Source organism: Peribacillus sp. YIM B13472, from assembly GCF_042788005.1.
GTDB lineage: Bacteria > Bacillota > Bacilli > Bacillales > DSM-1321 > Peribacillus > Peribacillus simplex_E.
This window is the reverse complement of sequence record NZ_JBHZPG010000032.1, coordinates 23,067-42,577: the sequence shown is the minus strand read 5'-3', so window position 1 is coordinate 42,577 and position 19,511 is coordinate 23,067. Positions and strand designations below refer to the sequence as shown.

Below are 19,511 nucleotides of genomic sequence, written 5' to 3'. Positions count from 1 at the left end.
TATCCCCCAAAAATAAAAAACTCCAGCGTGTGATAATAATTGACACCCCCCTTCAAATGTACACAGCGTATGGAATTCTATTCAGACAAAAGAGTGTGAATCCCGACAAGATATTCAGGATTCACACAGCAATTTCACTCAAAGTACCATTGGCATGCAAAGCATTCTACGATCTTCAACACAAGCCTTACTTTTTCTTCAGATTTTCTTTGAAGAAGGACTCGAGCTTGTCAAAGGGGATTAAATTTACCCGGTCGTACAGATCCACATGACCTGCGCCCGGAACAATGTAGAGTTCCTTCGGTTCACCCGCCAGCTTGTAGGCGTCTTCGCTGAACTCTCTAGAATGAGCGTTTTCACCAGCGATGAAAAGCATTGGACGAGGAGAAATCGTCTCTATGTCTTCGAATGGGTAAAAATTCATGAATTTGACGTTGCTGGTAAGCGTCGGATGCGTTGTAAGTTCTGGCGACTGACCTTTAGGGGTGTATTCGCCTCTTGGAGTGCGGTAGAAGTCATAAAACTCACGCTCAATGGCGGTAGAGTTTTCATTTAGTTCATGTACTGTCCCACTGGTGTATTTGGTTTTACCGCCTGTGAACTCCACATAGCGTTGCTCCGCTGCCTCTTCGAGAGTCTTTTTTCTCTGCTCGAGAGTCTGCGAGTGTTTAAGCCCGTTACGGTTAGCGGCACCCATGTCGTACATACTGACTGTCGCAATGGCTTTCAGGCGCGGGTCGATCTTGGCTGCACTGATGACAAAGCTCCCGCTGCCACAAATTCCGATAACACCAATCCGATCCCTGTCAACAAACGGCCGGGTGCCTAGGAAATCCACCGCAGCACTGAAATCCTCGGCATAGATATCCGGCGAAACAGCGTTGCGAGGCTGACCCTCACTCTCTCCCCAGAAAGACAAATCCAAGGACAAAGTAACGAATCCCTTTTCAGCCATTTTTTGTGCATACAGATTCGCACTTTGTTCTTTTACTGCGCCCATAGGATGCCCGACAATGATTGCGGGATTTTTGGTTTTCTTATTCAAACCTTTGGGAATAAAAAGATTCCCTGCAACTTTCATGTTGTATTGATTTTTAAACGAAACCTTCTTCATGTTTACCTTGTTGCTCTTGTAAAAGTTGTCTGCTCCATTGGACATGTCCGGCTTGTATGCAACGCCGGTCTTGGATGCAGCTTCAACGCTGGTCTTGGATACAACGCCAAAGCCGGTCTTGGATGCAAATGTGACCGCGGATAAAAGCAAGCCCAGTGTTATCACTGTGAGTACACGCGTTATAATAGATTTTTTTTTCATTTTAAACCCCTTCCAATGTTTTTATTGATGGCTTAAAGTACGATTAACACAATATTCGCTCATTTTTAGATTGGCAACGCCGCAATCCTCCTGCAATTTTGCAGGAACCGTGATAAAATCCTCTGGTCACGAAGCATCCGTAATACCCATCGCCTTTGCCATTTGGATAAAGCGTTCATCACAGGCATGCTTTTCAATAAAAAATTCATAAAACATTTGGGTATCATAAACAAACCGGCGCCGTGGGACAGATCCTGATGGTATGCGTCATGGCGTGTTCCATAGAATGTTCGCTTGTGTGGTACAGCCGATGGCATTGGCATAACCGGACATCAGATTGGCAAACGTCATACACTCACTGGCCTCCATATCAGGGCCGTCCTTTACCGCGTGGTGAGGCCACGAGTGATAATAGATTTTTTTATTTTAAACCCCCTTTCTAATTCGGATAATTAAAGGATTTTCTTCTGTGGTATAAGCCATCCTATAAACTCCTTTGTTATTTATTCTAGCGTGTTATTTGTATATATCCTATTACTTATATCTTATATCAAGATATGCTTGATGGGCATATCTCAAACATATATACTAAAACATGATAAAGGAGGAGTGTTTTATGGAATTTAGAGTATTACGCTATTTTCTTACTGTTGCAAGAGAAGGAAGCATGACGGCTGCCGCTGATTTTTTGCATGTTACACAGCCAACCTTGTCAAGACAATTAAAAGACCTTGAACAAGAGTTAGGAAAAAAACTATTCATTCGCAGTAGTCATAGTATCATTCTCACAGATGAAGGAATGCTCCTGCGAAAGAGAGCAGAAGAAATCGTTGATATGGTCGATAAATTAAAGACAGAATTTAGTTCCATGGAAGATACAATAAGTGGTGATGTTTACATAGGTGGCGGGGAAACACAAGCCATGAAACAGATTGCACGGGTAGTAAAAGATTTAAAGTTACGTTATCCAAATATCCGGTATCACCTCTACAGCGGAAACGAAGACGATGTGACTGAACGGCTTGACAAGGGATTGCTTGACTTTGGTATTTTAATTCAACCAGCTGATTTATCAAAATACAATTATCTCAATATCCCAGCCAAAGATGTTTGGGGCGTTGTTATGAGGAAAGACAGTCTTCTTGCTGCCAAAGATACCATTCAAGCTGCGGATTTATTAAATGTTCCGCTCATCTGTTCCCGACAGGCTATAAAACAGACATTTTCTACAAATGAATTTGCGGATTGGTTTGGTGAAGATTTTGATAAATTAAATGTTGTGACTACATACAATCTTGCCTATAATGCTGCCATTATGGTTGAAGAGGGCATTGGTTATGCAGTAGTCCTTGATAAAATAGTGAATACGTCTAGTGATAGTAACCTTTGTTTTAGACCGCTTGAGCCAAGACTTGAATCTGGCTTAAATATTGTTTGGAAAAAGCATCAGGTTTTTTCCGCTGCTACAGATATGTTTTTAAAAGAAATTCAGGCGAAATTTTTAAATTCTTTATCAGATATATAGGATTCAGAACTTACACCTCTTGAATACGCACCATTCAGATTTTCTGATTTGAAAGTCATTAAGCATTCTTTTAAAGAGGGGTAGCGTCAGGAAAATGCGGATTTACAACGCTAAGGAAATGTCACCTATTAAAAAAGCCGATTTCCATCTCAAGGAATCGACTTTTTTAGTTATTCTTATTCAACTAAAGCACCTGTTTGTTTAAGTACATTTCTTCACAAACTTAAAATTTAATCTCTTTTTTAATTTTATTAATGAATCACTTTCCATTTAAACATTAAACGTCCAAATAAAAAGTATATTGTTCAGAGGAAGCATGTTATCTAATCAGCACAATGGGAATAAGTCCTATTGCAAATGTATCTAAATATAGCATTTTCTCAACCTTTTATTATTTGCAAAGTATAAGGTATAAACAAGCAGCCCCAAAAAAAGTGGGGCTGCCTCATTACAAAAGTTTTCTTTTTAGAGTTCTTGAATTGTTGGACGAATAATCATCTCATTAATCGCTACATCTAATGGTTGTTCAATTGCAAATGCAATGGCACGAGCAATGCTAGCAGGTTCGATATCGATCTTCGCGACGAGACGCCAGTACCAACTTCGCACCTTTAGATGCAAGTTCTTTTGCAGTAGCTTCTCCAATCCCACTAGAGGCACCCGTAATAATTACAACCTTATCTTGAATATTTGACATATAAATTACATCCTCTCTTAATAAAAACGTGATAAAAAACAGTAAACTTTTCTATTACGATGTTATTCTTCGATCTTAAACCATGGACCTGAAGCTTGAATTACATTCCAAAGTTTTTCTGGAAGCTCAAGCTCGCTTACTTTTGAAGTCTTAATGGCTGTCTTAATTTCAGCTTCTTTTCCATTCTGAACCTTTTCTACCCAGTCTGGATTCATGATTAACGTATGACCAATCGCTGCTAGGGATAGACCCTTATCTAATGCTGTTGCAACGTCATCCGGAGTTACCATAGAACCAGCAGCCATTAAAGGAACTCTGCCGTTTACATGTTCAACAATTAATTCAAGATATGTTTTTTCTTCTTGAGTATCGACTGGTTTTGAGGAAAGGACATTAACCAACGAAGCATGTAAATAATCAATATCTGCTTCAATAAGACGATTAATTAATTCATAGGTATCCTTCATTCTCAAACCGCCTTCTTCATGTTCGTCAGGAGATATTCTGTATCCTAAAATAAACGGTTTTGTTGTATGCTTTTTAATGACATTTTTAATTTCCTGAACGATTGCAAGTGGGAAACGCAAGCGATTTTCTAGAGAGCCACCCCATTGATCCTCACGTCTATTGAAGAAAGGAGAGAAGAAGTTTTGAAGTAAAAATCCGTGTGCACCATGAATTTCAACGCCATCAAAACCAGCTTCAATGGCTCGTCTTGTTGTTTCTCCAAACGCATGAATCACTTCTATTATTTCATCATGTGAAAGTTCACTAGGTAATACTGAAGGAGCAAATGCAGTAGCTTCAGTCTCTACAGCACTGGAACTAACCACCTTACCATCTGGAATTAAAGCCGGTAGTGCTTTGTTACCTGCATGGAAAACCTGAAGTAACGCAGGAGCTCCAGCGCTTTTCGCAGCATCAGCTAATTTACGTAGACTTGGAATAAATGTATCGTCATAAGCTGCGAATTCATTCGTAAAACCTATACCGTTTGGTTGGACATGCGTACATCCTGTTATAACTAGACCTACACCATTCACTCTTTTTTTGTAATATTTCACTTCATCATCTGAAATAGTGTAACCGTCATTACTGGACCAAGTGGTCATAGGTGCCATAACGACTTTATTTTTAAGGGTGATTCCATTTTTAAATGTAAAGGATTCAACTAAGTTGCTATATTTTTCGTTCATTTTTTAACCTCTTTCTGAATAGTATTCATCTAGCGTTGTTAGTTTGTCGCATTTGTAAAGGTCTATCAACCCTTCATGTAATTAAATGGTACAAGAATAGATTAATCCTTAGAGTGCACTCTAAAGCAAGTTTTTTTATTTTTATTTTTTTCGATAAAAACACGTTTTCGAAAGCTGTCTGTACGAGGTTATCAAAAAGACGCAAATGGGGAATCAACTGGCTGCTTAATTTCCAGAGAAACAATTTCCTAATTTATTTTCATACAAATTAATTTTTTTATCGAGAAACTCTAAACTTTGACGAAGATTCTCCAAGTCTTCCACTACTTTTTTACGATGATTTGTAAGTAGAGCTACCCTTTCTTCCATTGTTTCATCCCCAATATGCCCCCACATGGCAAATTGTTTCACGTCTTTTAGTGACATCCCGGTATTTTTTAGGTGGAGCAAAGATTCAATCCATAATTTATTTTCATCTGAGTAGATTCTGACATTTTTATCGTCTCTGTTTACTTTTATTAACCCTTCTTTTTCATAAAACCTTAATGTATGTTCGCTTAACCCAACGATTTTAGAAAATTCTCCAATAGAATATGTCAATATAACCGCCTCCATTAAATCTGCTATGTCTATTTCTTCTTTCTCTTTTAATTTGTGACACAAAGAAAGAATAATACTTAGAGTTCACTCTAAGTCAAGAAATTTTAATTCCTCTGCATATGACGATCTAACGATGTTTTAGATTTATTTCGTTAGAAAAATTCTAAAAAGGAGACATAAAGAGTAGAATTAAAAAAGCCACTTATTTTTTATAAAAGGTTCCGTTTTTTGAGGTGCTTTTCCGAAATTATTAACCAAAATGACAGTTGTTTTGACTTCGTTATTGGCATATAAAAAAGCAAAACTCCCCGCAGTATTGGCGAGTTTTCTTTATTATAGTTATCCGGTTCCTTATGCAACTATCCTCCCTCAATAAACTAAACACCATCTCACGATTGCTCTAGAATTCTTAGGATTTCATAGTCATATCTTTAACCGTTATCTTTGTAAGCTCGGCATTACTCCTCAAGGATAGGGATTTATCGAAAAAAGTGTATGCTAAACTAGCCAATTATAGGAAAAAATTGGTTTAAGCAATGTTATAATCGCACTTTTGGATATCCACATGTCTCATGGAGGTCAACCCTCCCATGTCTCACAGAGTCGATGCTCCTACATTCCTTCGTTCAACCTTTCCATGAGGTGGATGTCGGTCATGCTGCCCCACAGGATCTAAGTCCTCACGTTAGTTGCTTTGCCGACTAATTATAAGTTATTTTAAATCTATCACTTCTATTTCTGCGGATCAATTAATTAAAAAATATATCAATCCAACTATAGAATTATCATTTAGTTACTCAAATAATTTAACGATAGCTTTAAAACAACAATTCCCTCTTAATAATATTTACTATCTATTTAAATTTGTAGGTGTAGATAATCAAGCTCAAATTATATGTATTAACAACTTAACAACTGATGATTATGTTGAGTATTCAATATTTTCTAAGGAAAAGAATGAAAATAGTTTTTATTGACGTTTAAATATGATTGGATACAGTACACACAAACAATTATTTGTTTTTTCAAATGATAAAGACTTTGATTGTAACAAATAAGGTGACATTGTCAAAATTTAAGTAAAAGCTTTTTTCTTTTAAAATTTATAACTCAATGCAATTAAGTTCAGATGATCAAATAGATAAAGTTTTAAGTGCATCCAAATATAGGTTTCAAACATTTAGTAATAGCGAAACTAAAAACCAATTTAGGCTTAATTAAAAAGCAAAAAATAAACAACCAATCATCCTTGGTTGTTTATTTTTATGCTAACAAAGAATCCTATGTTTGATACTCTAACATTCTCTATTTAACTCTCCAGCACTACTCTATTCGCTAATAAACCCATCAATTAAAAAGCCGTATTGTTATACCAAATTTATTTAATAACTATATTTTCAAATCTTTGGTTCTATTTCAACTTTTTCATTTAGTAATATACCAATTTTATTGGTCATTTGAGAAATTGGCTCCTTGTTATTTTATTCTCTATAAGTAAGTCCAATAACCTATCTGTATTTTTTAATTCATCAGCTTAATTTCATGTGTTGAACAGTATGATTTACCTGTTACTCTTCCTTGCCTGCTGCCATATTCATGTTCGCTTCGACATTCTCCTGATTGATGGTGGTAAATGGTAAATTACGCTTTCCTGAGAAATTCTCAAGCAAATCTTTGACATCAATTCCCGAAGATGCCTTTAATGACTCCTGCAATGTTGCCATTAAATCCGTTGCATACCCAGTCACTTTATTAGCCCCGCCATTCGCACCGCTTCCACCTGTATCCACTACAGTGATCTTGTCGATATTACTAAGCGGGCTTGCCACTTGTTTTGCATATTCCGGCAGCATTTTCAAGATCATATCCATGACGGCTGCCTGACCGAACTGTTCAAAAGCTTCAGCGATCTTCTGCTTGGCTTCTGCCTCTGCTACCCCTTTTAGCCGGATGATTTCCGCATCTGTCGTACCTTGTGCCCTTTGTGCGTCCGCTTTAGCCAGACCGTCCATACGAACACGTTCCGCTTCCGCTTTCGCCATGGCTTCAATTTTATACTTATCGGCATCCGCTTCTGTAATCTGTTTCATTTTATTTGCGGAGGCTGCCTGCTCTACCGCATAACGGTCGGCATCAGCCTTTTTCTTCACTTCTGAATCATATTGCTTTTCACGTCGGAGGATTTCTTTTTCTTCTAACTCAATTTGCTTCTGCCGCTCTATGATCCTGATTTGCATTTCCTGTTCTGTTACATCCTGCTTGGATCTGGCCGTTTCAAGATCATAAGCTTGGTCAGCCCGTGCTTTGGCAATATCCTGCTCGCGACGGAATTCCGCAACCTTCAGCTTGTTGATTTTTTCGGCTTCGGCTATTTCTGTTGCCCTTTCAAGTTCCGCACGCTGGGCTTCCTTCGAAGCTTCGGCACGCTTGATTCGCGTTTCTTTCTCTGCTTCTGCGGTAGCTATATCGGCATCCCTCTTCACTTGTGCAATTCTTGGCTTACCAAGGGATTCAAGATATCCATTTTTGTCACGAACATCTTTTATTGTGAATGATACGATGATGAGTCCCATTTTAGCTAAATCCTGCGAGGCTACCCTCTGTACTTCCTGGGAAAACTTTTCACGGTTTTTATAAATTTCCTCGACCGTCATCGACCCAAGGATGGAACGAAGATGTCCCTCCAAGACTTCCCGCGCTTCCTGTTCACGGTCATCTTTGGATTTACCAAGGAATTGCTCCGCCGCTGTGGCAATATCGGTGATTGAACCGCCAATCTTGATTATCGATACACCATCAGCCATGACTGGAACTCCCTGTTCGGTATATACCTCAGGAGTTGAGACCTCAAGCTTGCTTGACAACAAGCTCAATGGTTCCGCTTGCTGGAACACCGGCAGAACGAAAGCACCTCCACCACGAACGATCTTGATTTTATTTCCTGATTCGTCGATGTGAACATTTTTGCTTCCTAAGTAGCTTCCGGTCACAATCAATGCTTCATCAGGACCGGCCGTTCGATATTTCGTAATAAAGACAGCAATAAGTGCGATAAGTAAAAATGCAACAATGGCGACGACAACCCAAATCAAATTAAACATAAACTACCTCCTACCCTTTTTTTAATCCTGATGGGGCAATACATAGACAACCCCATTTTTAACTTCGATGATCAAGACTCTTGTATCCGAAACAATTCCTTCATTTTTATAACTGGCCGCAGTTTTCGCGATGCTTCCACTGATGCTTTCAATCAGGACTTCCCCAAACCCGTCAACCGGGATTGATGTCAGAACCCTGCCGACCCTCCCTCTCAGATCATTATCATGAAATGTCAAACTTTCTTCCGCTGATGAGATGGGAATCAAAACAAATACATTCAGTAAAGTGACGATGGTAAATGAAATGATCAGAGAAATGCCGGCACTCAATCCAGCATGAAGTCCTGAAAGCGATTCAAGCAAAAACCCACTCGCAAAAAACACGGTCAAAAAGCTAAAAATGAGTGTAGGATTAAATATATCCGGTAATTCAAGGCCGGAAAATATATCATTAAACAAGATAAATAAGAATGTTAGCCCCCCGAATATAATTAATCCATATAAATAGACTGTTTCCAGTGGAATCCCAAATAACTCCATCTCTTTCATCCTTTAAATTCGATTTTTCCAAGCCGCTTACTATTTTAAGGACCTGGGATTAGCGTTTTACCAACATTGATAGTCTATTGTTATAATCCCCTCCCTTTACTTCGCTTACCATTCATACGAATGATGTCTTAAAAAAGTTTCATTTATTTTCCAAGTTTTGAATTTTACCCTTGTTTTCACTTACAAACAATGTAGTCTAATAAATCATTAATGAATTAAAATCCATAATATCATTGACAGTGTTTAGTTAACATATTAAAATTCTTTATATGTTAACTCGTTATATAAATAGGTTTACATTAGGGGGAAGCACAATGAAAGAACGTCATGAGAAGTTAAGAATGATGATGGTCACAGCTTTATTTGCAGCACTTATAGGAATACTTGCCCAAATTACAATTCCACTGCCCTTAGTACCGATTACAGGACAGACTCTAGCAGTTGGACTGGCAGCAACGATACTCGGTTCACGTTATGGAACTTCTTCCGTTTTATTATACTTGTTCATAGGGGCAGCGGGAGTGCCGGTATTCGCTGAAATGTCTGGAGGTTTAGCTAAGATATTCGGTCCGACAGGCGGTTATTTATTATCCTATATCCCGACAGTATATATAACGGGTCTGATATTGGAAAAAACCCGTTTCTCAGTTGCAATGGCTTTCTTTGCCAATACAATCGGGATGATAATTACTTTGGTCATCGGTACGGTTTGGTTAAAATATATGAGTTCATTATCTTGGCCAGTGGCATTTGCCAGCGGTTTTGCTCCATTTATAATCGTAGGCGTTTTAAAGGCATTCCTTGCATCATGGCTTGGCATCACAATCCGTTCAAGGTTAGACTCGGCTAATATGCTGCCAAAAAAACATGCACCACTTTCCCAATGATGGGTAAATGAAAGAGAGGGTACCGCTTGTGGTACCCTCTCTTTCATTTATATTCAAATTCCCGAACACTTGCACAAAAAAAGACTCTTAAATAAGAATCTTTTTTACAAGTAATTATTGCGGTCCTATCCCCATAAGTCCGAATATGAATAGCAAATGTATATTATCCCCTTTGCTAACCGTAATCATTTTACTATAGTAACAGTAATTTGACAACTATTGAGGAAACACATGAACTTGCTGCCATTTTATTACTTAAGGATGAATATAGTAACGGATTTAGTTACTTATTATTCACTTTATATTCTTTTTTCGTACCATCTTCGAAAACGACCTCTAAATCAAATTCTTGATAGTCATCCTTCAAATTAAAAGCTTTTGTCACTTCTTGAATGACTTCCTCCTCTGATGAATCTTTGGTGAATGTCAATTTTTCTAGAATCGGGGTCAATTCTTTCATTGCTTCATCACCGTGAACTTCATGTTTGTTAAGTTTGTCTTCGATCGAAGCTTCTGTTTGAGCTCCCATGGTATCATATTCAGCTTCGTATTCGTTATCATTGCCTGTATAATCCGCATCCAATTGAAAATCCTTATAAGTGAAAGGCAGTTTTTCATTATTATCCGTTCCTGTTCCAGGATTATTTTCAGCTTGATTTTCATTTTCCTGAACCGGCGGGTTTTTCACTTCATCGTTTTCTTCACCGCATCCAGTCAAAACAAGCATAGCGGCAAACGGCACTGATAATATTTTGATTGATCTTCTCATTAGTTTTTCCTCCTTTAGTCTTTATACCTTATTTATTTCCTAATAGAAGTCAATTAAAACTCAAGAATCCCTCAGATACATCAAATCGACCAAGGATCATAGTGGAAGGATATAAAACAATACCGCAAAAAAGTGTGTGACAGATCCCCCAAGCACGAATACATGCCAAACCGCGTGATGAAACGGAAAACCGCGCCAAACATAAAATACTGCTCCAAACGTATAAAGCAATCCCCCTGCAATCAGTAACTGGATACCGGCTGAAGGCAACGTTTCTGTAAGCGGTCCCCAAACGATAACGATCATCCACCCCATTGCAATATAGAGAATCGTCGAAAGGAAAAGGAATTTTTTCACATAGAAAGCTTTGAAGACGACCCCCATTATGGCTACTCCCCAAATTATACCCAGCAGTGTCCAGCCTAGTGACCCTTGGATCACAAGAAGCATGATGGGCGTGTATGTTCCTGCAATGAATATATATATGGCTGAATGATCAAAGATTTCAAATATATCCTTTGTTTTGCCCTCTGGAAAACTATGGACTAAAGTGGAAGAGACGTATAAAAGTAGCATGGAAACACCATAAATGACTGAAATGACTATATGCCAAGGCGATCCGGTTTTGGCTGAGAATATGATTAAAAACACAAGTGCTGCAATACTTAACAAAACGCCGACACCGTGGGTTATCGCATTGACCACTTCTTCTTTTTTTGTATAAACATGTGTATTGGCCATGTTACAGCTCCTTAATTCCGGCTTAATTTTTTAGTATTCAACTAAAGTATACATTAGATCTTCCAAGCAATATAGAAAAGTGAATATTAACTTGATTATCACCTCTTAGTTAGATTATTATCTAATTAGATGATAATCTAATTAGGGAGGGATTAAAGTGCAATTAGAAAAATTGGTCGCTTTCCATAAAACGATTGGTGATGTAACTAGGATTAGAATTATATCCATCCTGGCAAATGGTCCAAAACACGGACAGGCACTTGCCGGAATATTAAAATTGACGGCCCCGACCATCTCACACCATTTAACTAAATTGAAGGACATTAATTTAGTTAAGGATCGAAGGGAAAAAAATACGGTATATTATTTTTTGAATGAAGACGTCCTGAAGCATTATTCGTCAGCATTACCTAAAATGGTTTCAACTAAGGGGGATTCCAATAAAATGGATAATCAAAAGCTGAATTTAGAACACAAAAAGATCCTTGAAAACTTTTTGATGCCAGATGGTCGACTAAAAACCATACCTGCACAGAGAAAAAAGAAAATGATCGTTCTTCATCATATAGCCAGCCTTTTGGAAAAGGGACGTAAATATCCAGAAAATGAATTGAATGAATTCATCCAGTCTTTCCATGATGATTATGCAACAATAAGGCGTGAACTCATTATCGGAAGTATCATGTACCGTGAAAACAGCATTTATGAATTGAATCCCCGCGAGATGTGGGCTGATATCGTTTAACCTAAGGTTTCAAAATTAAAAAACCGGCCTCCCATTTGGAAAGCCGGTTCTTGAGATGTAATTTATATGGCAAAATGGTGGCCGCCGATAATTTTTATTACTTCTAATTGTTTCATCCATTCACTGTCCGAAATACTAGGATTCCAAAAATACAAGGCATCATTTGTATAGCCATGAACCGCCAATGCTTCATTGACAGCTTTCTTGGCATCATCTCCTGCTGGTTTATTTATACTGCCATCACCAACAGGCGAGAATTGGTTTTTTTGATAGATCACTTCCCGTACCGTATCAGGGAATTCTTTGCTATCAAGGCGATTCAAAACTACTCCTGCTACCTCTACCTTTCCTCTGTATGGCTCCCCTTTTGCTTCTGCATGCACAAGTCTTGCCAATAATTCTTTATCTTTTTCATTCATTACATGTGGAATAATCAAAGTCTTACCAGGCTCGGCAACATTATTTATATTATTATTGACTTCTTTTAACTTTTTAATCGGGACGCCATACTGCTTCGCAATATCCCATATCGATTCACCTTGTTTAATGACATGTTTGGTTGCTCCATCAGAAGCTATACTGGTCGTTCCCTTAGGAAAAGCTATCCCAAGTACGATGACACTTAGAGTCATTATCACGGTTATTAATACTGATAATTTCATCTTGTAACCTCCTCGTTAAGCATCTTCCTAGGATAACAGACCATATAGGAGAAAACAGTGCTAAATTTTTTCCAAGGAAATAAAGGAAAAATTTTCACTTGGCAATTAACTTCGAAATTTTAATGTTTCCCATTCTTCCCGTAGCATTCCCATTCTGATTGAATCGTAATAATGACCATCATGATAACGGCATTTTCTCATTCTTCCCTCTACTTGCATGCCTAGCTTTTCCCCAACAGCCATCATACGTTCATTACCTGACCATGTCGTCAGCCCAACCCGCTCAATCTCCATTTTTTCGAATAAATAGCCTATGAACAACCTTAACGCTTCTGTTCCATAACCGCCATTCCAATAATTGGGCTCAAAAATCGTAATTCCGATTTCAAGCCAACGTGAAGGTTCATGTTCCCAGTAATATACAACAGACCCTATTATTTGATCGTTTTTTTCCATTAATAGCTCAGAGTAAACCCCCATTTTTTCATCATAGGTTCTATGCTGTGTTTCTTTATCGATATACGTATGGAAATCAATGAGTTCAAGAGGGTAATAAGGTGCATCCCACTTTTTCCATTCTGGATCGGCTTCTCCATATTTCAGGCTCCATAAACGTTTTAAATCGGCTTGTTTAACGTTCCTCAATATTACTTTGCTTCCTTCAATCCAAACATCGTCCAATCCGCTTCCTCCCACTTCAACCTTGCCGCACTTTCCATTTTACCTGTCTGCACATAATTTAATAAAATATTGCCTTTCTCTGGGACCATCGAATTCACAAAAATATACACCTTGCCAAGTACCAAGGATCATGCTTCCTTTATGGATGATCACCTGCTGTGAGGCACCAACCGTACTTGATTTCAAATGGGCTGCCGTGTTTCCTTCCATATGTAAATCCAATGTATGATTCCATGGGTATTGCTCATCCAGTCTCCTTAGCATATCCTTTTTGACATCGGGATCGGCATTTTCATTAATCGTGATCCCTGCTGTCGTATGTGGACAATATATAAGAGCTATCCCCTCTTGAATTCCATTTTCCTTGATGAACGCCTGTACTTCTGTCGTAACATCAATCATATCATCTCTTTTCGTCGTTTTTAAGCTATTTTTCTTCAGCATGTACGTTCACTCCTTTTGTTCATTTTAATACTCCTTTACCCCTAAACATTACATTCATGCTTTCATAAACGATTCAAGATGAAAACATAAGAAAATTTTATCGTTGGCAGTTAAAAAATTCACCTATTCATATTGATCTTTTCCCTTATGAAATTGGATATATAAGGAATTATTAGCGAGGTTGCAAGATGAGCTTCATTTTTAAGTCAATCGATCATTACCAATTAGCATCTCCAAAAAATACCGAGGACCAATCAAAGAAGTTTTTCACTGAGATACTAATGTTCAGGAAGTGAACAAGCCTTCATCAATAAGTTCCAATGGCGGGGGATCAATCAAAATATGTCGGAACGGAGGATAAATTCATTTCCTCGAGAAAAGCGCATCCTGCACTGCATCAAATGAGAGGTTACCCGAGGCGAACCGCATATATTTATCCGATTCCTTCGACAACCGGTTCGAAATTTTGGAATGGAAATAATAAAAAGCGGGTCCATTTATCGGACCCGCTTTTGTATGTGCATCATTTTTGTTTCTTTTTCCAGAATCCCAATAGTAAAGCGGTGATGAGGGACCCTATTAAAATGGCCAACAAATAGAAAAATGGGTGATTGACAAGTGGGATGACAAATATTCCACCATGTGGTGCAGGGAGAGTCACGTTAAAAGCCATTGACAGTGCTCCCGCTGTCGCTGCACCGACAACACTGCTGACGATAACACGCAATGGATCCGCTGCCGCAAAAGGAATCGCTCCTTCTGTAATGAACGAAGCACCCATGAAGTAATTAGTGAAACCTGATTTTCTTTCCATTTCAGTGAATTTGCTTTTAAAGAATGTAGTGGCAAAGGCAATCCCTAGAGGAGGAACCATTCCACCAGCCATTACAGCAGCGTGCGGTCCGAAACTTTGAGCTTCAATGGCCGCTATCCCAAATGTGAAGGCAGCCTTGTTTAGGGGGCCACCCATATCTACAGCCATCATCCCCCCAAGAATCAAGCCAAGGAATATTGCGTTCGTACCAGATAAACCTTGCAGCCAATTGGTCAGGCCCATGTTAATTGCGGTTACTGGTTCATTTACGAGAAATATCATGATAAACCCTGTAATTAACATACCGAATACAGGATAGAGTAAAACCGGTTTAATGCCATCGAGTGTTTGCGGTAATCTGGAAAACAATTTTCTTAAAAGTAAGACGACATAACCTGCAAGGAAACCGGCGATCAGTCCGCCAAGAAAACCGGCATTAGCCTGTGCTGCCAATAATCCCCCTACCATACCAGGAGCAAAACCCGGACGGTCGGCAATACTTGAAGCAATGAATCCAGCCAGGACAGGGACAAGTAAGAAGAAGGCACCATTTCCCCCGCCAATATCACTTAATGCTTTGGCAATGGGATTATAATCCGGATTTGCCGGATCGGCTGCATGAATTCCAAAAAAGAAAGAAAGCGCAATCAAGATTCCGCCCCCAACGACAAATGGAAGCATATTACTTACGCCATTCATTAAGTGCTTGTAAATCCCCAATCCTCCTTTTGCTGAATCACCTTCATCACTTTTATCGTTTCCTGTTCCTTTGTAAACAGGGGCATCCTGATTCAAGGCTCTGGTTAACAGCTCCTCGGTCTTCCGGATTCCATGGGCTACTGGGACAATAATGACATGTTTTCCATTAAATCGATCCATTTCCACCTGCTTATCAGCTGCAACGATAATCGCATTCGCCTCATCAATTTCTGCGGCGGTTAAACCATTTTTGATTCCTGTGGAACCATTTGTTTCCACTTTGAAATCGATTCCCATTTCCTTAGCTTTAGCCTTTAACGCATCGGCAGCCATATAAGTATGGGCAATTCCTGTTGGACAAGCTGTAACGGCTAGGATTTTACCTCCTTTATTGTTACCACTGGCAGCATTACTTGCTTGCTGCTCTTCTATTTCTTCTTCATCAGCTTCCATTTCTTTTTGATTGATTATCTCCAACACTTCCTCACCAGAAGAAGCAGAAATCAATCGGGCTCTGAATTTATCATCCATCAGTAATGAAGAAAGCCGGGAAAGGGTTTCCAAGTGATCTGCATTCGCTCCTTCACTTGCTGCAATCATAAAGAACAAATGAGCCGGCTGCCCATCAAGCGATTCATAATCCACACCACTGACAGATTTGCCGAAACAGATGGCAGGTACCCTTACTGCACTTGTTTTTGCGTGTGGTATGGCTATCCCTTCACCAATCCCTGTTGTGCTTTGCTCTTCACGTTTTAAGATGGCAGCTTTGAAACCCTCCACATCGTTTAACCTGTCTGCCTCGGCTAGCTTTCCTGATAATTCATCAATGACTGCTTGCTTTGTAACGCTTTGCAGATTGATGATGATTGTATCCAATTTTAACAAGTCTGTGATTTTCATAGATTCAGCCTCCTGTTAGATGATTGATAGCAATTTGCGGTAATAACTCTTCAATTTTATCCAATGTACCGAGATCGGATGAAAAGGCTGTAGCACTTCCTGCTGCAAGACTGAAGCGGAATGCAGATAGAATATCCCCTGTACTTTCATATGTCCCGATGAAACCTGCGACCATGGAATCACCGGCACCCACTGAATTGATGACGTTCCCTTTTGGAACATTTGCGGAATATGACTCTCCACCGGAGCAAAGCACGGCCCCCTGACCCGCCATTGAAACAATAACGTTTTGTGCTCCTGCTTCAACCAATTTAGCGCCATATTCCCTAGCATCATCAACCGTTCTTATTTCGGTTGAAAAAAGCTCACCCAGTTCATGATGATTGGGCTTTATTAAAAATGGCCGGTGTGGAAGGACATTCAGTAATTCCTTGCCACTCGTATCCAACACCACTTTAATGCCGTTATGGGAACAAGACCTTGCCATGGCTTCGTATACATCCGAAGGAACGCTTGAAGGGATGCTTCCTGACAAAATGAGGATATCATTATTATTCAACTGTTCGATCTGACTAAATAATTGTTGATAATTCCCTTTTGAAATGATTGGCCCTTGGCTATTTATTTCTGTCTCAAGCCCTGTTTTCAATTTAACGTTTATTCTTGTATCTCCAGCTATCTCTGTAAAGTCCGTGAAAATCTCTTCTTGTCTTAAAAACCTTTTTACAAATTCACCAGTTTGTCCACCGATGAATCCTAACGCTGTCGTACTATTTCCCAGTCTTTTAAGCACTCGGGAAACATTGATCCCTTTCCCTCCTGGGAATTTTGCATCATAACTGGTTCGATTCACCTTGCCCATTTGAAAACTCTCCACTTCGACCAGGTAATCTATGGATGGGTTTAGTGTCACTGTATAAATCATTAAATGGTCACGACCTTTATCTTTGGATTTTTATGGAGTTGAGCAATAGCCTCTTCATCATTGCTGTCAGTAAGGATAATGGCATCGCTTACATCTGCCACCTTGGCGAAAGTAGCTTCATTCAGTTTTGAACTGTCAGCAAGCACATATGTCTCGTTAGAGAGGCGTAATGCCATCTTCTTCAGTAGAGCTTCTTCCGGGTCGGGTGTTGTGAAACCCAGATCTTGATGGATGCCGTTCATTCCCAAGAAACATTTATCAAAACGGTATTCATTCAGAAACTGTACAGCATTACTTCCAATAACAGCATTTGTCGAAAATTTTATCGTTCCGCCCACTAACACTGTTTTGATTTCCAATTCGATGAGTTTTGGAATATGCATAAGACCATTCGTCAGCACCGTTATATTTTTATCCTTTAAATAAGGAATCATTTCCGCAGTTGTCGTGCCTGCATCAAGATATATACAATCATTTTTCTCTATGAATGAAGCCGCAAGCTTTGCTATAAGTTGTTTTTCAGCTCTTGCTTTGTATTGCTTTTCCATAGTTGTTGGTTCAAGGCCTTTTCTTTGAAGTAAAGAGGCCCCACCATGCACGCGTTTCAAGAGCTTCATTTCTTCGAGTTGCACTAAATCTCTCCGAATGGTCGACTCCGAGGCTTGTAACTGATCTACAAGCTCTTGCAGCTTTACCGTTCCATGTTCTTTAAGGATCGATAAGATGAACTGGTGCCTTTCAGTTGTCAACAATTCGCCCACCTCACTTTAATATCATCATCATATATGAAAACGAAGGAATAATCAATCAAAAACGTTTAAAAATACTCAAATTCATTCAAAAATACCTTCAAAAACTTTCATTCAGATAGAGATGACCTTTCTTGAATCCCATTATCTTTTTTTCTATGAAAATATCCTTTCAATTCTTCACACACAAAAAAACCCCATGTCATGATGACATGGGGTTCGTATTTTTTATTAGCCTTGAAGTAAAAGTTGTTCTGGATCTTCCAGCATATCTTTGATAGCCACTAAGAAACCAACAGCTTCTTTTCCGTCAACGATACGGTGATCATAAGATAATGCAAGGTACATCATTGGTCTGTTTTCGATTTGATCTCCAACAGCGATTGGACGAGTCTTGATTGTATGCATGCCCAAGATCCCAACTTGAGGGGCATTCAAGATTGGTGTAGATAATAGGGAACCGAAAGTCCCGCCGTTTGTGATAGTAAAAGTACCACCTGATAAATCTGAAAGTCCCAGTTTGTTGTTACGCGCTTTAACAGCTAAATCCGAAATGTTCTTCTCGATTTCAGCAAAGCTTTTGCGGTCAGCATCCCTTACTACCGGAACGACAAGACCTTCATCAGTGGATACAGCTACACCGATATCATAAAAGTTCTTTTTCAGGATATGGTCGCCTTGGATTTCAGCATTCAATAACGGATATTTTTTCAATGCGCCAATGACCGCTTTAGTGAAGAATGACATGAAACCAAGTTTAACATCATTTGTTTTCACGAAAGAGTCCTTATGGCGGCTACGCAATTCCATGACTGCAGAAAGATCGACTTCGTTAAAAGTAGTAAGCATGGCTGCTTCGGATTGTACTTGAACTAGACGTTTGGCAATGGTTTGACGACGGCGAGTCATCTTAACCACTTCAATGCGGTCATCATTCACTTCAACAGGAGCTGCTGCTTTTTTAGCTGCAGGAGCTTGTTTAGGAGCTGCAGGTGCTGCAGGTGCTGCCGCAGGTGCATTACTTGCTGCTTCTACGTCTTGTACACGTACGCGACCTAGTGGATCGGCTACAGGCACTTGAGTCAAGTCAATTCCTTTTTCGCGAGCCAATTTCCTTGCAGCTGGTGATGCAATAACTTGTTGAGTGGATGATGCTTCTTTCGCTTCCGCTTTAGGAGCCTCTTTAGCAGGAGCCGCTTGTTCAGCCTTAGCTGGTTCTGCTTTAGCTTCTTCAACCTTAGGAGCTTCCGCTTTTGGAGCTGCAGCTGCTGATCCATTTTCATCAACGATGGCGATAGCCTGTCCAACTTGGACAGTATCGCCTTCTTCTGCTAAATGTTCCGAAAGTGTACCAGTATAATCTGAAATGATTTCTACGTTCACTTTATCCGTTTCAAGTTCAAGGACATATTCTCCTTTTTCAACGTGATCACCAGGTTGTTTTAACCATTGCGCAATAGATCCTTCAGAAATTGATTCTGCTAATTCAGGTACTTTTACTTCAGCCAT

18 protein-coding genes and 1 pseudogene are annotated in these 19,511 nt (G+C 39.3%); 3 read left to right on the top strand and 16 right to left on the bottom strand.

Annotated features, from left to right (window positions below; genetic code table 11):
• Window positions 1–187 precede the first annotated feature (187 nt).
• Window positions 188–1,315 (bottom strand): alpha/beta hydrolase, encoded by a 1,128-nt coding sequence (locus tag ACFX4I_RS20335; RefSeq protein ID WP_377422670.1) that lies wholly within the window; start codon window positions 1,313–1,315, stop codon window positions 188–190.
• A gap of 616 nt (window positions 1,316–1,931) precedes the next feature.
• On the opposite strand from ACFX4I_RS20335, the gene ACFX4I_RS20330 reads away from it, so the two are divergent.
• Window positions 1,932–2,840, top strand: a complete 909-nt coding sequence (locus ACFX4I_RS20330; RefSeq protein WP_377422667.1) for a LysR family transcriptional regulator — start codon at window positions 1,932–1,934, stop codon at window positions 2,838–2,840.
• Between the two features lie 465 nt (window positions 2,841–3,305).
• On the opposite strand, the gene ACFX4I_RS20325 is transcribed toward ACFX4I_RS20330, so the two are convergent.
• From ACFX4I_RS20325 to ACFX4I_RS20300, 6 genes and pseudogenes are all read right to left on the bottom strand, one after another.
• Window positions 3,306–3,449, bottom strand: coding sequence for a hypothetical protein (locus tag ACFX4I_RS20325; RefSeq protein WP_377422712.1), 144 nt, complete (start codon window positions 3,447–3,449; stop codon window positions 3,306–3,308).
• Window positions 3,406–3,537 (bottom strand): annotated as a pseudogene (locus ACFX4I_RS20320) (SDR family NAD(P)-dependent oxidoreductase); the annotation flags it as partial. The pseudogene ACFX4I_RS20320 and the gene ACFX4I_RS20325, both read right to left, overlap by 44 nt.
• A 62-nt stretch (window positions 3,538–3,599) precedes the next feature.
• The gene (locus tag ACFX4I_RS20315) at window positions 3,600–4,733 is read right to left on the bottom strand and encodes an NADH-dependent flavin oxidoreductase (RefSeq protein ID WP_377422664.1); all 1,134 of its coding nucleotides are present in this window, start codon (window positions 4,731–4,733) and stop codon (window positions 3,600–3,602) included.
• A gap of 225 nt (window positions 4,734–4,958) precedes the next feature.
• Window positions 4,959–5,333, bottom strand: coding sequence for a MerR family transcriptional regulator (locus tag ACFX4I_RS20310; RefSeq protein WP_377422662.1), 375 nt, complete (start codon window positions 5,331–5,333; stop codon window positions 4,959–4,961).
• A 1,568-nt stretch (window positions 5,334–6,901) separates the two neighbouring features.
• A complete protein-coding gene (locus ACFX4I_RS20305) occupies window positions 6,902–8,434 on the bottom strand; it encodes a flotillin lipid rafts scaffold protein FloT (RefSeq protein ID WP_377422659.1) in 1,533 nt (510 codons plus the stop codon).
• A 21-nt stretch (window positions 8,435–8,455) separates the two neighbouring features.
• Window positions 8,456–8,974 carry an NfeD family membrane protein gene (locus ACFX4I_RS20300; protein WP_230301609.1) on the bottom strand — a complete coding sequence of 173 codons (519 nt, stop codon included), beginning with the start codon at window positions 8,972–8,974 and terminating at the stop codon, window positions 8,456–8,458.
• A 323-nt stretch (window positions 8,975–9,297) separates the two neighbouring features.
• Between ACFX4I_RS20300 and ACFX4I_RS20295 the strand changes: the two genes are divergently transcribed.
• Window positions 9,298–9,870 carry a biotin transporter BioY gene (locus ACFX4I_RS20295; protein ID WP_230301610.1) on the top strand — a complete coding sequence of 191 codons (573 nt, stop codon included), beginning with the start codon at window positions 9,298–9,300 and terminating at the stop codon, window positions 9,868–9,870.
• A gap of 283 nt (window positions 9,871–10,153) precedes the next feature.
• Here ACFX4I_RS20295 and ACFX4I_RS20290 read toward each other — a convergent pair whose 3' ends face one another.
• A complete protein-coding gene (locus tag ACFX4I_RS20290) occupies window positions 10,154–10,639 on the bottom strand; it encodes a YusW family protein (RefSeq protein ID WP_377422657.1) in 486 nt (161 codons plus the stop codon).
• 96 nt (window positions 10,640–10,735) lie between these two features.
• The gene (gene trhA / locus ACFX4I_RS20285; protein WP_377422654.1) at window positions 10,736–11,380 is read right to left on the bottom strand and encodes a PAQR family membrane homeostasis protein TrhA; all 645 of its coding nucleotides are present in this window, start codon (window positions 11,378–11,380) and stop codon (window positions 10,736–10,738) included.
• A gap of 157 nt (window positions 11,381–11,537) precedes the next feature.
• On the opposite strand from trhA, the gene ACFX4I_RS20280 reads away from it, so the two are divergent.
• On the top strand, window positions 11,538–12,125 hold the full coding sequence (locus tag ACFX4I_RS20280; protein WP_230301613.1) for a DUF2087 domain-containing protein: 588 nt from the start codon (window positions 11,538–11,540) through the stop codon (window positions 12,123–12,125).
• Window positions 12,126–12,187: 62 nt separating this feature from the next.
• On the opposite strand, the gene ACFX4I_RS20275 is transcribed toward ACFX4I_RS20280, so the two are convergent.
• From ACFX4I_RS20275 to odhB, 7 genes are all read right to left on the bottom strand, one after another.
• On the bottom strand, window positions 12,188–12,787 hold the full coding sequence (locus ACFX4I_RS20275; RefSeq protein WP_377422652.1) for a cell wall hydrolase: 600 nt from the start codon (window positions 12,785–12,787) through the stop codon (window positions 12,188–12,190).
• A gap of 105 nt (window positions 12,788–12,892) precedes the next feature.
• Window positions 12,893–13,468, bottom strand: a complete 576-nt coding sequence (locus tag ACFX4I_RS20270) for a GNAT family N-acetyltransferase (protein WP_377422650.1) — start codon at window positions 13,466–13,468, stop codon at window positions 12,893–12,895.
• A gap of 39 nt (window positions 13,469–13,507) precedes the next feature.
• The gene (locus ACFX4I_RS20265) at window positions 13,508–13,912 is read right to left on the bottom strand and encodes a secondary thiamine-phosphate synthase enzyme YjbQ (RefSeq protein ID WP_230301616.1); all 405 of its coding nucleotides are present in this window, start codon (window positions 13,910–13,912) and stop codon (window positions 13,508–13,510) included.
• Window positions 13,913–14,435: 523 nt separating this feature from the next.
• Window positions 14,436–16,328, bottom strand: a complete 1,893-nt coding sequence (locus tag ACFX4I_RS20260; RefSeq protein ID WP_377422647.1) for a PTS fructose transporter subunit IIABC — start codon at window positions 16,326–16,328, stop codon at window positions 14,436–14,438.
• A gap of 4 nt (window positions 16,329–16,332) precedes the next feature.
• On the bottom strand, window positions 16,333–17,253 hold the full coding sequence (gene pfkB / locus ACFX4I_RS20255) for a 1-phosphofructokinase (RefSeq protein WP_377422645.1): 921 nt from the start codon (window positions 17,251–17,253) through the stop codon (window positions 16,333–16,335).
• Window positions 17,253–18,005 (bottom strand): DeoR/GlpR family DNA-binding transcription regulator, encoded by a 753-nt coding sequence (locus ACFX4I_RS20250; RefSeq protein WP_230301619.1) that lies wholly within the window; start codon window positions 18,003–18,005, stop codon window positions 17,253–17,255. Before ACFX4I_RS20250 ends, pfkB begins: the two co-directional genes overlap by 1 nt.
• 228 nt (window positions 18,006–18,233) lie before the next feature.
• Window positions 18,234–19,511, bottom strand: coding sequence for a 2-oxoglutarate dehydrogenase complex dihydrolipoyllysine-residue succinyltransferase (gene odhB, locus ACFX4I_RS20245; RefSeq protein WP_377422643.1), 1,278 nt, complete (start codon window positions 19,509–19,511; stop codon window positions 18,234–18,236).

Bases quoted from the DNA above. Each gene is read 5' to 3' on its own strand.
- ACFX4I_RS20335 (WP_377422670.1), bottom strand. From the start codon at position 1,315: ATGAAAAAAAAATCTATTATAACGCGTGTACTCACAGTGATAACACTG.
- ACFX4I_RS20330 (WP_377422667.1), top strand. From the start codon at position 1,932: ATGGAATTTAGAGTATTACGCTATTTTCTTACTGTTGCAAGAGAAGGA.
- ACFX4I_RS20315 (WP_377422664.1), bottom strand. From the start codon at position 4,733: ATGAACGAAAAATATAGCAACTTAGTTGAATCCTTTACATTTAAAAAT.
- ACFX4I_RS20305 (WP_377422659.1), bottom strand. From the start codon at position 8,434: ATGTTTAATTTGATTTGGGTTGTCGTCGCCATTGTTGCATTTTTACTT.
- ACFX4I_RS20300 (WP_230301609.1), bottom strand. From the start codon at position 8,974: ATGGAGTTATTTGGGATTCCACTGGAAACAGTCTATTTATATGGATTA.
- ACFX4I_RS20295 (WP_230301610.1), top strand. From the start codon at position 9,298: ATGAAAGAACGTCATGAGAAGTTAAGAATGATGATGGTCACAGCTTTA.
- ACFX4I_RS20290 (WP_377422657.1), bottom strand. From the start codon at position 10,639: ATGAGAAGATCAATCAAAATATTATCAGTGCCGTTTGCCGCTATGCTT.
- trhA (WP_377422654.1), bottom strand. From the start codon at position 11,380: ATGGCCAATACACATGTTTATACAAAAAAAGAAGAAGTGGTCAATGCG.
- ACFX4I_RS20275 (WP_377422652.1), bottom strand. From the start codon at position 12,787: ATGAAATTATCAGTATTAATAACCGTGATAATGACTCTAAGTGTCATC.
- ACFX4I_RS20265 (WP_230301616.1), bottom strand. From the start codon at position 13,912: ATGCTGAAGAAAAATAGCTTAAAAACGACGAAAAGAGATGATATGATT.
- ACFX4I_RS20260 (WP_377422647.1), bottom strand. From the start codon at position 16,328: ATGAAAATCACAGACTTGTTAAAATTGGATACAATCATCATCAATCTG.
- pfkB (WP_377422645.1), bottom strand. From the start codon at position 17,253: ATGATTTATACAGTGACACTAAACCCATCCATAGATTACCTGGTCGAA.
- odhB (WP_377422643.1), bottom strand. From the start codon at position 19,511: ATGGCTGAAGTAAAAGTACCTGAATTAGCAGAATCAATTTCTGAAGGA.